The 14,157-nt window shown below is 66.0% G+C and carries 14 protein-coding genes; 10 read left to right on the forward strand and 4 right to left on the reverse strand.

Features of this window, described 5'->3' with window-relative positions; genetic code table 11:
- Positions 1-164 precede the first annotated feature (164 nt).
- The 8 genes from ABZ293_RS15090 to ABZ293_RS15125 all read left to right on the forward strand — a co-directional run bounded on the left by ABZ293_RS15090 (position 165) and on the right by ABZ293_RS15125 (position 7,809).
- Complete coding sequence (locus tag ABZ293_RS15090) at positions 165-641, forward strand: hydrogenase maturation protease (protein ID WP_355180860.1); 477 nt, start codon at positions 165-167, stop codon at positions 639-641.
- A gap of 3 nt (positions 642-644) precedes the next feature.
- A complete protein-coding gene (locus tag ABZ293_RS15095) occupies positions 645-887 on the forward strand; it encodes a HypC/HybG/HupF family hydrogenase formation chaperone (RefSeq protein WP_355180862.1) in 243 nt (80 codons plus the stop codon).
- Positions 884-3,211 carry a carbamoyltransferase HypF gene (hypF, locus tag ABZ293_RS15100; RefSeq protein WP_355180864.1) on the forward strand — a complete coding sequence of 776 codons (2,328 nt, stop codon included), beginning with the start codon at positions 884-886 and terminating at the stop codon, positions 3,209-3,211. Before ABZ293_RS15095 ends, hypF begins: the two co-directional genes overlap by 4 nt.
- A gap of 18 nt (positions 3,212-3,229) precedes the next feature.
- A complete protein-coding gene (locus ABZ293_RS15105; protein ID WP_354956108.1) occupies positions 3,230-3,553 on the forward strand; it encodes a HypC/HybG/HupF family hydrogenase formation chaperone in 324 nt (107 codons plus the stop codon).
- Positions 3,553-4,665, forward strand: a complete 1,113-nt coding sequence (hypD, locus tag ABZ293_RS15110) for a hydrogenase formation protein HypD (protein ID WP_355180866.1) — start codon at positions 3,553-3,555, stop codon at positions 4,663-4,665. Before ABZ293_RS15105 ends, hypD begins: the two co-directional genes overlap by 1 nt.
- Entirely contained in the window at positions 4,658-5,743 is a 1,086-nt protein-coding gene (hypE, locus tag ABZ293_RS15115; protein WP_355180868.1) for a hydrogenase expression/formation protein HypE, read from the forward strand. Before hypD ends, hypE begins: the two co-directional genes overlap by 8 nt.
- A 53-nt stretch (positions 5,744-5,796) precedes the next feature.
- Entirely contained in the window at positions 5,797-6,534 is a 738-nt protein-coding gene (locus ABZ293_RS15120; protein ID WP_355181158.1) for a DUF6390 family protein, read from the forward strand.
- Positions 6,535-6,693: 159 nt separating this feature from the next.
- Positions 6,694-7,809 (forward strand): HoxN/HupN/NixA family nickel/cobalt transporter, encoded by a 1,116-nt coding sequence (locus ABZ293_RS15125; RefSeq protein ID WP_355180870.1) that lies wholly within the window; start codon positions 6,694-6,696, stop codon positions 7,807-7,809.
- A gap of 40 nt (positions 7,810-7,849) precedes the next feature.
- On the opposite strand, the gene ABZ293_RS15130 is transcribed toward ABZ293_RS15125, so the two are convergent.
- On the reverse strand, positions 7,850-9,214 hold the full coding sequence (locus tag ABZ293_RS15130; protein ID WP_355180872.1) for a deoxyribodipyrimidine photo-lyase: 1,365 nt from the start codon (positions 9,212-9,214) through the stop codon (positions 7,850-7,852).
- A complete protein-coding gene (locus tag ABZ293_RS15135; RefSeq protein WP_355180874.1) occupies positions 9,211-9,831 on the reverse strand; it encodes a lipocalin family protein in 621 nt (206 codons plus the stop codon). Before ABZ293_RS15135 ends, ABZ293_RS15130 begins: the two co-directional genes overlap by 4 nt.
- A gap of 220 nt (positions 9,832-10,051) precedes the next feature.
- Here ABZ293_RS15135 and ABZ293_RS15140 point away from each other — a divergent pair, with 220 nt between their 5' ends.
- Positions 10,052-10,915, forward strand: coding sequence for a MerR family transcriptional regulator (locus tag ABZ293_RS15140; protein WP_355180876.1), 864 nt, complete (start codon positions 10,052-10,054; stop codon positions 10,913-10,915).
- A 176-nt stretch (positions 10,916-11,091) separates the two neighbouring features.
- Positions 11,092-11,850: a class I SAM-dependent methyltransferase gene (locus tag ABZ293_RS15145; protein WP_355180878.1), complete on the forward strand. Its 759-nt coding sequence runs from the start codon at positions 11,092-11,094 to the stop codon at positions 11,848-11,850.
- A 295-nt stretch (positions 11,851-12,145) separates the two neighbouring features.
- On the opposite strand, the gene ABZ293_RS15150 is transcribed toward ABZ293_RS15145, so the two are convergent.
- The gene (locus ABZ293_RS15150; RefSeq protein ID WP_355180880.1) at positions 12,146-13,345 is read right to left on the reverse strand and encodes an FAD-dependent monooxygenase; all 1,200 of its coding nucleotides are present in this window, start codon (positions 13,343-13,345) and stop codon (positions 12,146-12,148) included.
- Positions 13,346-13,504: 159 nt separating this feature from the next.
- Complete coding sequence (locus ABZ293_RS15155) at positions 13,505-13,951, reverse strand: hypothetical protein (protein ID WP_355180882.1); 447 nt, start codon at positions 13,949-13,951, stop codon at positions 13,505-13,507.
- Positions 13,952-14,157: the final 206 nt, after the last annotated feature.

Below are 14,157 nucleotides of genomic sequence, written 5' to 3' on the forward strand. Positions count from 1 at the left end.
CGCTGTGGTCGTGGCCGGATGCGCGGTCGTCGGGCTGCGGTCCATACCGGACCTCCGGAGGTATCTGCGGATTCGCCATATGTGAGGCCGGTATCGACCGCGAGGCCGGTATCGACCGATGTGAATGCCGGCGACGCGCTGTCGTCGGCCGACGGACAGGGGTGATGGGCACGACACAAGTACTGGTCGCGGGCGTAGGCAATATCTTTCTCGGCGACGACGGATTCGGGCCCACCGTGGTTCGACAGCTGTCGTCCGGCGGTGAGAACGGTGTGCATTTCGTCGATTACGGCATCCGAGGCATGCATCTGGCCTACGACCTGCTCAACGAATGGGACGCGTTGGTGCTCGTGGACGCGATCCCGGATCGGGGTGCGCCCGGCCGGATCGAGGTATTCCGCATCGAGCTGGCCGAGGGCGCGAGCACGTACTTCGACGGGCACGCGATGAATCCCGAAGCCGTCTTCGAGACGGTCCTGGCGCTCGGCGGCACCGTGCCGCCCACGGTCGTGGTGGGCTGTCAGGTCGAATCCGTTGCCGAGGGGATCGGATTGACCGCCTCGGTCGAGGCGGCGGTACCCCACGCGATCACCGCGATCGACACCGTGGTGGCGGACCTGCTCGATCGACAGGAGGTATGAACTGTGTGCCTCGGGATCCCCGGCCGGGTAATCGAGATCGTCGACGGCTACCACGATCAGATCGCGCTCGTGGATGTGTCGGGTGCGCGCAGAAAGGTGAATGTCGGCATACTGCAGGACGATCCGGCGCGCCCCGGCGACTGGGTGATCATCCATATGGGCTTCGCGGTGGAGAAGACCGACGAAGCGGGGGCGGCCGCGGCGCTGGACGGGCTGCGACTGCTCGGGCACGGGGACCTGCCGTGAACCGACGTATTCGGTGGCGGGTGGAAGTCCGAGGTGTGGTCCAGGGCGTCGGATTCCGGCCCTTCGTGTACACCACCGCCGCCGAATTGTCCTTGACCGGCCGGGTGTCCAACGACAGCCGCGGGGTGATCATCGAAATCGAGGGCGGACCGGCGGATCTGGACGAATTCGTGAGCCGAATTCGGCTCCGGCCGCCACCGCTCGCGGTCATCGAATCCGTCGAGCACACCGAGATCCCGGTGCGCGGCGGGACCGGTTTCCATATCGCCGACACCACCATTCGCGGCGGCAGCCGGACATTGGCCTCGCCCGATGTTGCGATCTGCGCGGACTGTGCGGCCGAGCTGCGCGATCCGGGCAATCGGCGGTACCGCCATCCGTTTGTCAACTGCACCAACTGCGGTCCGCGGTTCACCATCATCGCCAGCCTGCCCTACGACCGCGAGCGCACCTCCATGGCCGAGTTCGCGATGTGCGAGCGCTGCGCCAGCGAATACCGTGATCCCGGTGACCGGCGCTTCCACGCGCAGCCGATCGCCTGTCCGGATTGCGGTCCGACCCTGTCCTATACCGGTCCAGGTGCTGGTGATCCCCTGGCAGCGGCGCGTGATCTATTGCGCTCCGGCGGAATTCTCGCGGTCAAGGGTGTCGGTGGCTACCACCTCGCGTGCGATGCGGCGAACGAGGCCGCCGTCGCCGAGTTGCGTCGCCGAAAGCGGCGTGGGGACAAGCCTTTTGCCGTCATGGTGTCCGATCTGCTGACCGCGCGGTCGATCGTGGAGGTACACGAGACGGCCGCCGCACTGTTGACCGGTCCCGCCCGCCCGATTGTGCTGTTGCCGCGTCACCGTGTTCTATCGGGCGAGATGCCCTGTGCGCCTAGTGAATTCGTGACTGTCGCGGAATCGGTGGCACCGCGTAACCCGGACCTCGGCGTCATGATCGCCTACACGCCACTGCATCTGCTGCTCTTCGGACTGTCCGGCGACGCGCCCGGCCCCCGGGTGCTGGTGATGACATCGGGAAATCTGGGTGGTGAACCGATCTGCTACGACGACGGCGACGCGCTGACGCGGCTCGCGGGTCTGGCCGACGGGTGGCTCTCGCACAACCGTCGCATTCTGGTGCCCTGCGACGATTCGGTGGTGCGGCTGGTCGATGGCGATGAGCTGCCCGTCCGGCGATCCCGCGGCTACGCGCCGCTGCCGCTGGCGCTACCCATGCCGGTGCCGCCGACACTCGCGGTCGGTGCCGATCTGAAGAACACCTGTGCGGTCGGAGACGGACGTTACGCCTGGTTGAGCCAGCACATCGGCGATATGGACGACCTGGCCACCCTGCGGGCGTTCACCGATGCCGAGCGCCATCTCGAGGAACTGACCGGAGTTCGTCCCGGCCAATTGGCGGCGGACGCGCATCCGCGCTACCGGTCGACCGCCTGGGCCGAACAGCACGCTGCCGGGCGTCCGGTGCGGACGGTACAGCATCATCACGCCCATATCGCGGCGGTGATGGGGGAGCACGGGCTGGACCCGGCCGCCGTCGTCCTCGGCATAGCCTTCGACGGTACGGGATTCGGGCCGGACGGTGCGATCTGGGGAGGCGAGGTCCTCGCCGCGGGCTACAAGGGCTATCGCCGACTCGCACATCTGCGATATGTGCCGCTGGCCGGTGGCGACGCCAGTGTGCGCCGACCGTATCGCATGGCGCTTTCGCACCTGCGGGCCGCGGGTATCGAGTGGGCCGAGGACATCCCGGCCGTGCGGGCCTGCCCCGCCGCCGAACGGGCGGTGCTCACGCACCAGTTCGACACCGGATTCGGCTGTGTGCCGACTTCGAGCATGGGGCGATTGTTCGACGCGGTGTCCTCGCTGGTCGGCGTGCGCCACCAGGTGGACTACGAGGCGCAGGCCGCGATCGAACTGGAGGCGATCGCGCGTGGTGTGGATCCCGGTACGGACCGCTACCGGTTCGCGATCCCGTCTCGCGGTGCCGCGGAGCCGACCTCCGATATCGCCTCGATCGATGCGGCATCGGTGATCGCCGCGGTGATCACCGATGTGCGCCAGGGTGTTCCGGCGGGTGTGATCGCAGCGCGCTTTCATGCCGCGGTCGCCCACCTGGTGCTGGAACTGGCCACCGCATTCGCGGCGCCGTCGGCGCCGGTTGCGCTGTCCGGTGGCGTGTTCCAGAACGCCCTTTTGCTCTCTCGGACTCGGATACTGCTGCGGGAGAACGGATTTCATGTCATAAGTCATCGCAGACTGCCGCCCAACGACGGCGGTCTCGCGTTCGGTCAGCTACTCGCCATCGGCGCGGGTTGAGCGGAAGGAGAGGCGATCATGTGCTTGGCGGTCCCGGGAAAGGTGCTCAGCCTGCACGAGCGTGATGGCACGTTGATGTCGGTGGTCGACTTCGGCGGCGTCCACAAGGATGTGTGCCTGCAATACATCCCCGACGCGGCCGTGGGTGATTATGTCGTCGTCCACGTCGGATTCGCGATCCAGCGTCTCGATGAGCAGTCGGCGCTGCAGACGCTGTCCGAATTCGAACGGCTCGGAGTGCTGAAGGAGGAGTTCGGCGATGGCTTCGCCATCGCCGCGGCGCAGGCCGGTCTCGAGAATCCGGAAGCCACCGAACAGCAACCCGACCCGGAGGTGACATAGTGAAATACCTTGATGAATTCAGCAATCCAGAACTCGCGAAGATCCTGCTCGACCGCATCCGGGCGGTGACAACCAGGCGCTGGTCGATTATGGAAGTGTGTGGCGGACAGACACATTCGATCATTCGCCACGGCATCGACCAGCTTCTGCCCGATCAGATCGAGATGATCCACGGTCCCGGCTGCCCGGTGTGCGTCACACCGCTCGATGTGATCGATAAGGCACTCGAGATCGCCGCCCGGCCCGGGGTGATCTTCTGTTCCTTCGGCGATATGTTGCGTGTTCCCGGCAGTACGAAGGATCTGTTCCGCGTGAAGAGCGAGGGCGGCGACGTGCGGGTGGTCTATTCACCCCTGGACGCACTCGAATTGGCGCGGGCGAATCCCGACCGTCAGGTGGTGTTCTTCGGCATCGGTTTCGAGACCACCGCACCTGCCAATGCGATGACCGTGTATCAGGCGAAACGACTCGGCGTGCAGAATTTTTCGCTGCTGGTCTCCCATGTGCTGGTACCGCCGGCGATTGCCGCGATCATGGAATCGCCGACCTGCCGGGTGCAGGCGTTCCTCGCTGCGGGGCACGTGTGCACCGTGATGGGAACCGGCGAATACCCACCGTTGGCGGAGAAGTACCGGGTTCCGGTGGTGGTCACCGGATTCGAGCCGCTCGACATTCTCGAGGGCATCCGCCGCACCGTGATGCAGCTGGAGGCCGGGCGTCACGAGGTGGAGAACGCCTATCCCCGTGCCGTCGCCGCCGGCGGTAACCCAGCGGCCAAGGCGATGCTGGAGGACGTTTTCGAGGTCACCGACCGAGGCTGGCGAGGGATCGGCGTCATCCCGCGCAGCGGCTGGCGGCTCTCGGAGCGCTACCGCGACTACGATGCGGAGCAACGGTTCGCAGTCGGCCACATGAGTACCGCGGAATCCTCGATCTGCCGATCCGGCGAGGTGTTGCAGGGCCTCATCAAACCGCACGAATGCGCCGCATTCGGCAAGCAGTGCACGCCGCGAAACCCGCTGGGCGCCACCATGGTGTCCTCGGAGGGCGCCTGCGCGGCCTACTACCTCTACCGGCGGCTCGACCTGCCCGCGGAGGTCGCTCATGCATGAGAAGACCGAAGTGTCGGCGACACCGCCGGTCGTCGACATGGACGGCTGGGTCTGCCCGATGCCGCTGCGGGATTCACCGAATATCGTGATGGGCCACGGCGGCGGTGGGGCGATGTCGGGCGAACTCATCGAGCACCTGTTCCTGCCCGCATTCGGTGCGGCGTCCGAGACCGGGCTCGCAGATTCCGCCGTGATCACCATCGGCGGAACCAAGTTGGCCTTCACCACCGATTCATTCGTGGTGAAACCGATGGTATTTCCGGGCGGCTCGATCGGTGAGCTCGCCGTCAACGGCACGGTCAACGATCTGGCCATGGTGGGCGCTCGCCCGGCAGCGCTGTCGACCGCGTTCATTCTGGAAGAAGGCACCGCGCTGGTCGATATCGCCCGCATCGCGGCGGCGATGGGCACCGCCGCACTGGGCGCCGATGTGAAACTGGTGACCGGCGACACCAAGGTGGTCGATGCGGGCCACGGTGACGGGGTCTACATCAATACGGCCGGAATCGGCGTGGTCGACGACGGCGTGGATATCCGTCCGGAGCGGGCCCGGCCCGGTGATGTGGTGATCGTCAGCGGCGAGATCGGACTGCACGGTGTCGCCGTATTGAGCTGCCGCGAAGGACTCGAATTCGGGACCACGGTGTTCAGCGACACCGCCCCCCTCAGTGGGCTGGTCGCCGCGATGATCGCCACCGGAGCGGATGTGCACGTATTGCGCGATCCCACGCGCGGCGGCGTGGCGGCCACCCTGAACGAGATCGCGCGAGTCGCGAAAGTCGGTGTCGCACTGGATGAGCGGACGATCCCGGTACCCGCGGAGGTCCGCGACGCCTGCGCACTGCTCGGCCTCGACCCGATGTATGTCGCCAATGAGGGCAAGTTGGTCGCGTTCGTGCCGCCGCAGGATGCCGATCGGATGCTCGCCGCGATGCGCGACCATCCACTCGGCGCTCGCAGTGCCGCAATCGGAGTCTGCGTCGAAGAGCATCCCGGCATGGTGGTCGCCCGGACGGCACTGGGTGGCACCCGCGTGGTCGATTTGCCTGCGGGTGAACAGCTACCGCGAATCTGTTGAAAGACAGGCAATTTCCCCGTAGTGGAGAAGGTGGAGGTACTGGCATCGTTGGTATCGAGTCGACGTGTGTCGACGGCACCGATATGTTCGTCCGCTATGCCAACGCGCCCAACGCGCTCGGGTTCTGTGGTCCAGCGGATGCGGAGCTACGCGGCGGGGCGCGCCAGGCCGTGCGCGCGGCGGCGCAGAAGTTCTCCGGTGCGTGGCCGTATCTGCAGGTGATGTCCAAACTGACCGGAATCGACGATCCATTGGACGGTCGTCTCGTCGAATCGTATTGGCTGGGTGGCGGTGTCGGCGCCGACTTGGACGCCGCGGAGTTCGCTGCCGAACTCTTGGCCGTCATAGGCCCGGTCGCCGGGCACTACTGGGCGCACCTGACTCCCGATCTGGCTGGTGAGGCCGCAGCCAATCACTGTTTCCATGTCTTCGGTGTCTACCCGTGGAGCCGATTGCTCGGTAAGGGCAACGACGAACATCCCGTGTATGTCCTCGACAGCTGCCGCATCACGTGGGGAAGGGTGCTCGCCGCAGCGGATTCCGAGGTCGTGGTCCGCTGTCGCCATCTCACCTGGGATGGGAACCGGCTCGCGCTGTCCGCTCCGGCGCCGCGACGGGTCGACGTGTGGCACAACGGTTACTCGGCGGTGCCCGATGTGGCGGTCGGCGATATCGTTGCGCTGCATTGGGATCAGCTGTGCGGCCGCCTGTGTCTGCAACAGGTCCGGCACCTGGCCGCGACGACAATCCGCCAGTTGCGCGTCACAAATGAACGACTGGGCCGACGCTGAGACGCGACCGCGAACGCGCTCGCACCGGCAGGGTCGACACCCGGTATCGGCGCACTCGATGGCTACGAACTCGATAACTTTCCTGCCTATCGCGCCGCATACGTCGGCCACCGGGTTATCGTCGAATCCGCTGGGTTCGTCTGGGAGAGGACGGTATTCATGACGACAACTCTCTCCGATCGAGTAGCTTCGCGTTACCGTGTCGTCCGGGATGCATTGACCCCGCAAGAGTGGTTTCGCGCCGCGGCGATGATCGGCGTGATCGTGGCCCTGCATCTCGTCGGCTGGATCACCTTGGTCGTCTTCGTCGCCCCACAGCATTTCGGGGTCGGCGGGCAGACACTGGGTATCGGGGTCGGATTGACCGCATACACCCTCGGACTGCGCCATGCCTTCGACGCCGATCACATTTCCGTCATCGACAACACCACCCGGAAGTTGATGAGCGACGGGCAGCGGCCGCTGTCGGTGGGTTTCTTCTTCTCTCTCGGCCACTCCACCGTTGTTTTCGGACTCGCGCTGCTGCTATCGATCGGCGTCAAGGCGATCGTGGGTCCGGTCGAAGACGATTCCTCCGCCCTGCACCATTACACCGGGCTGATCGGAACAACGGTCTCCGGTACGTTCCTCTATCTCATCGCATTCATCAATATCGTCGTTCTCGTGGGAATTCTTCGCGTATTCCGGAGTATGCGGACCGGTCAATACGATGAGGCCGCGCTCGAGCACCAACTCGCCAATCGCGGTTTCCTGAACCGCTTCTTCGGCGGTGCGATGAAGTCCATCACCAAGCCGTGGCAGATATATCCGATCGGTGTCCTGTTCGGGCTGGGATTCGACACCGCCACCGAGGTCGCCCTGCTCGTGCTCGCGGGCACGGGTGCGGCCGCGGGGTTGCCGTGGTACGCGATCCTTTGCCTCCCGATCCTGTTCGCCGCCGGAATGAGCCTGCTCGACACGCTCGACGGATCGTTCATGAATTTCGCCTATGGATGGGCCTTCGCGAAACCGGTTCGCAAGGTGTACTACAACCTCACGGTCACCGCATTGTCGGTGGCGGTGGCGGTGATCGTCGGCACCATCGAATTGCTCGGCCTGCTGGCCGAACAGATGGACTGGAGCGGCGGCATCTGGGATGTGGTGAGCGGCGTGGACCTCAATATCGTCGGCTTCGCGATCGTTGCCCTCTTTGCGCTGACCTGGGCGGCCGCGCTGCTGGTCTGGCGGTTCGGTCGGATCGAGGAGAAGTGGGTCGCGCCACCGAGCCAGCTCTAGGAACGTCCGGCGCTCCGGCGGAGGTGCCGATTCCTTCGCCTCACATGCCCACGAATTCGCAGATCGGCGCGGGATATGTTGCGTGGTCGACGTGCTGGCGCCACGGCCGGTGAATCGACGTGCCGGGCAGCGTGGCGAGTTCGGGCACCCAACGGCGCACGTACTCGCCCTCGGGATCGAATCGGATGGCCTGCCGCAGGGGATTGAGGGTGCGGTTGGGCCGAGTGTCGGTGCCGGTCCCCGCGACCCACTGCCAGTTGAGCTGATTATTGGCGAGGTCGCCGTCGACCAGCCAGCGGAGAAAGTGCCGGGCGCCCACCCGCCAGTCGATACCCAGCGACTTCGTCAAGAAGCTCGCGGCGATCAGCCGGGTACGACCGGGCATCCACCCTTGGGCCAGCAGTTGGCGCATTCCGGCGTCGACTACCGGGATTCCGGTGCGACCCTCCTGCCATGCCGCGACCGCATCCGGATCCTCGCGCCAGACGACAGCCCGCGATCGATAGTCGTTCCAGGCGGCGCGTGGTCTGGCCGCCAGTAACTGGTGATGAAAGTCCCGCCACGCCAATTGCCTGGCGAACGCGAACCCGCCGACTGTCGACAGGTCTGTTGATTCCAGGACCTGCACCGGCGACAGACAACCGAAATGCAGATATGGCGAGAGGTGAGATGTGGCATCGGCGTCGAGCGCGTCACTGCGGCGGTCGTAGTCGCTGATCCCCGCGGAAATCCACTCGCGCAACAGCTTCCGTCCCGTCGTCGTACCACCGACCGAAAGCAGCGGGGAGGTGGGCCCGGGGCACAGGTCTTCGGCGACGGGCAGCCCATCGCTGGCCACCGGCGGTGTCCGGAGCCGCCGGGGTCGGGCCAGCGTCTCGCCGCGATATTCGAAGACCCAGCGCCGGAAATACGGTGTGAAGACGGCGAAGTGGTCGCGGCCACCGGCCGGGCGCAGTGCTGCGGGAGCGGCGGTGACCGAGGTGTCGTAGGTATGCAGAGAACGGCCGCGGCGCGTGAGCCGGTTTCGCAACTGCTCGGCGCGGCGGACACTGTAGGCGCTGACGTCGGCGGCCACATGGACGCTGTGCGCGCCCACCTCCTCGGCGACCCGATCGGTTTCGGTCACCGTATCGCCGCGCCTGATCACCAGATGGCTACCGAGAGAACGTAATTCGGTATCCAGCTCGGATAGCGCCGCGGCAAGGAATCGCGCGCGGTTCGGGGCGGCGAAGCGCGCCACGATGTGCTCGTCGACAACGAACAACGGGACCACCGCGGCACCGGCGCGCTGGGCGGCGATCAGGACCGGATTGTCGTCGACCCGCAGGTCACGGGTGAACAGCGCGATGACCGTCCCGGCCCGGGTGGACGAGGTTGCATCGACGGTGCCCCGGTGCTGGGTCATCGGGTACACAGCGGCGCGATATCGCTGAGCCCGCCCGTCGTGGGCGACGTCAGGTACAGGCACGGACTTTGCCCCACCTCCGTGATCGCGGCGCGCACGTGGTTCCACGTGTCGGGATCGAACGCGACCGCGCGGGAAAGTACGAATCCGGACGTCCGGGTCGGGTCGGTCACCAGGGCCCACGAATAGTCGGGACCCAGTGCGGTCACGATGTAGTTGGTCGGACCGTTCCGCAGGTCCTGACCGGGTACGCCGGGGAAGCTGACATGGAGCTGTGCACCGGTCTGCCGGTCGTTGACCGTTGCCGTGCCGTGGATTTCGTTCAACTCGCCGGTCCAGGTCACGCACGAGTTGTGCACGGCGACGTCCCCGCGTTCGTCCAAGCGATACTCGGCCATGGTGTCGCGAGCACAGGAGAGGTTGAACACCTGCGGGACGGCGGCCAATTGATGCCAGGTGCCCACATAGCGCCCGAGTTCCAACTGCGGCACCGGATCGGGGCCGGGACTCGCCGACGCGACACTCGACGGCGACACCGCTGCCGCCGCAGCGACCAACCCGGCCGCCACGAAGGAGGTGCGCCGAGGCCTCCTTGCCCGGGCGGTGCGTGAGGTCATACCGAACTCCTCGCATCTCGGCCCCCGAATGTCACCGTACCATCATTCGATGCATAATCGATGCATTCTGCAGCTTCTCGCAACCGGAGAGGACACGTGCCGCCGAACGACGCGCTACCCGCGCACGATGCAGTGATGCACACCGCCGTTCCGGGGCGCACGCGAGCAGCGGCGGGAAGATGTGCCCGGTTCCGGCGCCACGGGCAGGCACAATAGGCCCATGTCCGCCGGTCCCGTTCCCTTGCCCGATGCGGCCGGATATACGGTCCGTGCGGTGGCCGACCGCCTCGGAATTCCGACCGCGACGCTGCGCAGCTGGAACCGCCGCTACGAGATCGGCCCGATCCGGCATCAGGCCGGTAGGCATCGCCTTTACCGCGAATCCGATATCGCCGTACTCGAACAGATGCTCGCCCTCATCCGCACCGGCCTGAGCCCGGCCGGCGCGGCCGCAGCGGTGACCGGGCGGCAGCACGCACCCGCGCGCGGCGATTGGGAACCACTCGTCGATGCCGCGTTCACACTGGATACAACGACGCTGTCGGCCATGCTCACCGCGCATCTGAACTCCTACGGGGTCATCGACACCTGGGAACTGTTGTGCCGCCCGGCCTTCGCCGCGATCGTCGCACGCCAACTCGGCGGTGAGGGTTGTGTCGACGTAGAGCATCTGCTGTCGTGGTCGATCACGGCGGTGCTGCACCGGCACACCCCGCCCACCACCCCGGCGCACGCGCGCGCCGTGATCCTGGCCTGTACCAGCGGCGAGACCCACGCGCTTCCGCTCGAAGCCCTGCGCGCGGCCCTCGCCGAACGCGGAGTCGCCGCCTGGATGCTCGGCGCCAACGTGCCCGCCGACGCCATTGCCGACACACTCGCCCGCACCGCTCTCCCCACCGACGTGGTGCTGTGGTCCCAACAGGAATCCACCGCGCTGACCTCCGCGATCCGCGCCTGCGAAGCCGCCGACGCACGAGTATTCGTCGGCGGCCCCGGCTGGGACGCAGCCATCCTGCCGATCACCGCCACCCGATTGACCGGACTCGCCGAAGCCACTGACCGGATCGCCACACCGCCCGACTAACGGCTGCGTCGAGGGCGACCATCATCGCAAGGAACGATGCATAATCGGTGCACCATGCCCATCGCGCTCAGGACATGGCAGTAGTCGGTGGCGCCCGCCAGCGAATTACGGAACCATTGGTCTGATCTCGTGCACGACCCTTCAGGTGTGGCCCGTCCGCAATCAAAGGAGGAGTCATGGGCAAGGAACCGAACCACAATGGTCAACCAGACTTCGAAGCGCTGTACCGCGATGCACCGCCGGAGCAGGATGCTGCTGCGTTGATCCCCTGGGACATCGGCGGCCCACAGCCGGTAGTGCAGCAGTTGGTGGCCTACGGCGCTGTGCGGGGCGAGGTGCTCGACCCCGGAACCGGCCTGGGACATCACGCGATCCACTACGCGTCCAAGGGCTACTCGGCCACCGGGATCGATGCGTCGCCGACGGCGATCGAGCGGGCCAGGCGCAACGCGGAGCGCGCCGGGGTGCGGGTGGACTTCCAAGTGGCCGATGCCACCAGACTCGACGGCCTGGAGAATCGGTTCGACACCGTCGTCGACAGCGCGTTCTACCACGTGTTCCTCGACGATGAACAAACACAGACCCAGTACGCGCAGGCCCTGCACCGGGCCACAAAACCGGGGGCGCGACTGTACATGTTCGAAATCGGACGCCACAACGTCAACGGCCTGCAGCCCGAAGGTTTGTCAGCGGAGAATTTCGAGCGGGTCCTTCCTGCGGCCGGCTGGCGCATCGACTACCTGGGAACCACCACTTACCAAGCCACCTTCAGCCCGGAGACATTCGCCCATCTCACCAAGGAGATGGGCGATGACTCGGGATGGGCTGAGCGGATGAAGCCGATGCAAGAACAACTCCAGATCATTGCGCCATTGCTGAAAAACAACCGGGTGCACCTGCCGGTGTGGGCCGTGACCGCCACCCGCCTCGACTAGCTGTGCCCTTCCGAGCTGCCGCACCACTTACGCTGCGTAGCGGCCGACGGAGGCTGGAAGCCTGTGGGCCTCGGCAGTGCGCTGCACTGCACGGAGGCCGGCGTGTCTGCCGATGTCGCAGACAAGATCTGCCGCTGAGTGTCGGTGAGCCGCACCCGCCGACTCTCTCGCTGGTCGGTTCGGTCGGCGCGATATGGACTTCTGCCTGGGTAGTACTGAACATTGTGTCCGCGTGCCCGCTGATACCCCGAATTATTGAGCCGATCGGCGCTTCCGGTGCCAGCTTGTGCGGGGATCAGAACATCGACTGATCGGTCAGGATCGGTTCGGCTGGGCGTCGTGGCGACGGCAGTGCCATCGCGATTTCCCCCCGTCGGGCAGCCCGCCACCACCGCTGTCCGGAGTTGATGGCACGCCGGATCTTGCGCACCGTGGGCACCTGTGTGAGTAGGTGTAGCTGATATCGCCACGGCAGTTGTAGCCCGTGTCGAGCCGCCATCGCATAGGCGAACTGCACGGCGCTGCGGTCGAGATACCGGTCGGCGTGTTCGAACCAGATCATGCTGGTACGGGCGGCGGCCTGTATCGGGCGCAGCGCAGCGCGCCGCTGCGCATCGTAGTTCTCCAGCGCGTCGGCGACCTCGGCATGCTCGTACAGGTTCTGTGCGAGCACGACGGCGTCGACGATTGCCAACCGAGTGCCCGAACCGATGGTGAAGTGCGTCGTGTGCGCTGCATCGCCGAGCAGCACCACTTTGTCGTGGTACCAGGTCTTGTTGGTTACCTCGGGAAAGCGGCTCCACCTTGCGAACTCGCCTCGTGTCTTGCTGATCAACGAGTGACCGTCGAGAAGGCGCGCGAATATGTTCTCCAGAACACGCAAGTTCTCCAGGTTGTCCAGGGAGCCGAATCCCAGTCCATGCCAAGTCTGCGGCTGGCACTCAACGATGCAGGTGCTGATCTTTTCGGCAACCGACGGGTAGGCATGGAACCAGATCCAACCTGCCGAGGTGTGTTCGAAGGCGAAGGTGAATCGGGTGAATACCTTGTCCGTACCGAGCCAGATATATCGATTCTCGCCGAGTGTGACGGACGTGCCGAAACGATGATTGCCCAGCTGCCGTATCCGGCTGTTCGCGCCGTCGCAGGCGACGATGAGATCGGTGTCGTCGAAGCCGGACAGATCGTGGACCTCTCGCCCGTGCTGGACATCGACGCCCAGGTCGCTCGCCCGTCGGGAAAGTACGTCGAGCAATGCCGCGCGCCCCATGCTGAACCCGTACCCCGCGAAATGTGCGGTCTGCTCGTCGCGCACATGGATTGCCTGTTCACGCCATAGGACCGACCCCGCACGCACCGCCTGGGCGCTGTCGGGGTCGTTCCGATACAGAATGTCGAGCAGGTCGTCCCAGTACACGACGCCCCAGCCGTAGGTGGACCCAGGGGGATCGCGGTCGATCACCGTGATGTCATGGGCCGGGTCGCGCCGCTTCATCGAAATAGCGAAGTACAACCCGGCCGGCCCGCCACCGATACACACGATCTTCATCTCGTAACCAGCTCCAGCCCGGTTGGTCGCACCTGGCTTCACATGATCGGTACTCGATGCGAGCGAGCCCGGCACGCTGTGCGTGTCCGGGCTCGGTCACCGGCGCTAGAAGCTGCCCCAGCCACCCCAGCCGGGTAGGTTCCACCAGCCGGGATTCCACCATCCCCAGCCGCCACCCCAGCCGCCGCCACCCCAGCCGCCGCCGCCCCAGCCGCCCCAGCCGCCGCCGCGACCCCAGCCGCCACCGTCACCCCAACCGCCGCCGTGACCCCAGCCGCCACCGTCACCCCAGCCGCCACCCCAGCCGCCGCCGCGACCCCAACCGCCGCCGCCCCAACCGCCGCCGCCGCCGCCCCAGCCGCCGCCGCCCCAACCGCCGCCGTGACCCCCACCGGGGTTGTCGACGAGTTGGGTTGCAGACGTGGGCGTCGTTGCGTGCGCGGTAGGCGCTTCCGCCGTGGCTGCGACGACCGGAATTGCGGCAACTGCGGCTATACCAGCGGCGGCCGCCAACCGGGCGAACTTCGTGTGTGAATTCTTTCTTTCGGTCATGATAGGGCTCCAAATACTGTCCCGACCGGCTCGAATTCTACGCGGCTTCGCCGAACTCTAGAAGTCGCCGCGTTGACCCATCTACAATGCCCGCCACATTCCCCACCGTTGCCCAATCCGAAGATGCCCGCGTACTCCGTGGTGGAGGGAGCTGGACGCGAAGGTCGCAAGAATTCTGCGGCCGTGGCCGGTCAGCGACCGGCGAC

The organism is Nocardia sp. NPDC005998 (assembly GCF_040614395.1).
GTDB lineage: Bacteria > Actinomycetota > Actinomycetes > Mycobacteriales > Mycobacteriaceae > Nocardia.

Excerpts from the sequence above, each read along its gene's own strand:
- ABZ293_RS15090 (WP_355180860.1), top strand. The coding sequence starts at position 165 with ATGGGCACGACACAAGTACTGGTCGCGGGCGTAGGCAATATCTTTCTC.
- ABZ293_RS15105 (WP_354956108.1), top strand. The coding sequence starts at position 3,230 with ATGTGCTTGGCGGTCCCGGGAAAGGTGCTCAGCCTGCACGAGCGTGAT.
- hypE (WP_355180868.1), top strand. The coding sequence starts at position 4,658 with ATGCATGAGAAGACCGAAGTGTCGGCGACACCGCCGGTCGTCGACATG.
- ABZ293_RS15125 (WP_355180870.1), top strand. The coding sequence starts at position 6,694 with ATGACGACAACTCTCTCCGATCGAGTAGCTTCGCGTTACCGTGTCGTC.
- ABZ293_RS15130 (WP_355180872.1), bottom strand. The coding sequence starts at position 9,214 with ATGACCCAGCACCGGGGCACCGTCGATGCAACCTCGTCCACCCGGGCC.
- ABZ293_RS15135 (WP_355180874.1), bottom strand. The coding sequence starts at position 9,831 with ATGACCTCACGCACCGCCCGGGCAAGGAGGCCTCGGCGCACCTCCTTC.
- ABZ293_RS15140 (WP_355180876.1), top strand. The coding sequence starts at position 10,052 with ATGTCCGCCGGTCCCGTTCCCTTGCCCGATGCGGCCGGATATACGGTC.
- ABZ293_RS15145 (WP_355180878.1), top strand. The coding sequence starts at position 11,092 with ATGGGCAAGGAACCGAACCACAATGGTCAACCAGACTTCGAAGCGCTG.
- ABZ293_RS15150 (WP_355180880.1), bottom strand. The coding sequence starts at position 13,345 with ATGAAGCGGCGCGACCCGGCCCATGACATCACGGTGATCGACCGCGAT.
- ABZ293_RS15155 (WP_355180882.1), bottom strand. The coding sequence starts at position 13,951 with ATGACCGAAAGAAAGAATTCACACACGAAGTTCGCCCGGTTGGCGGCC.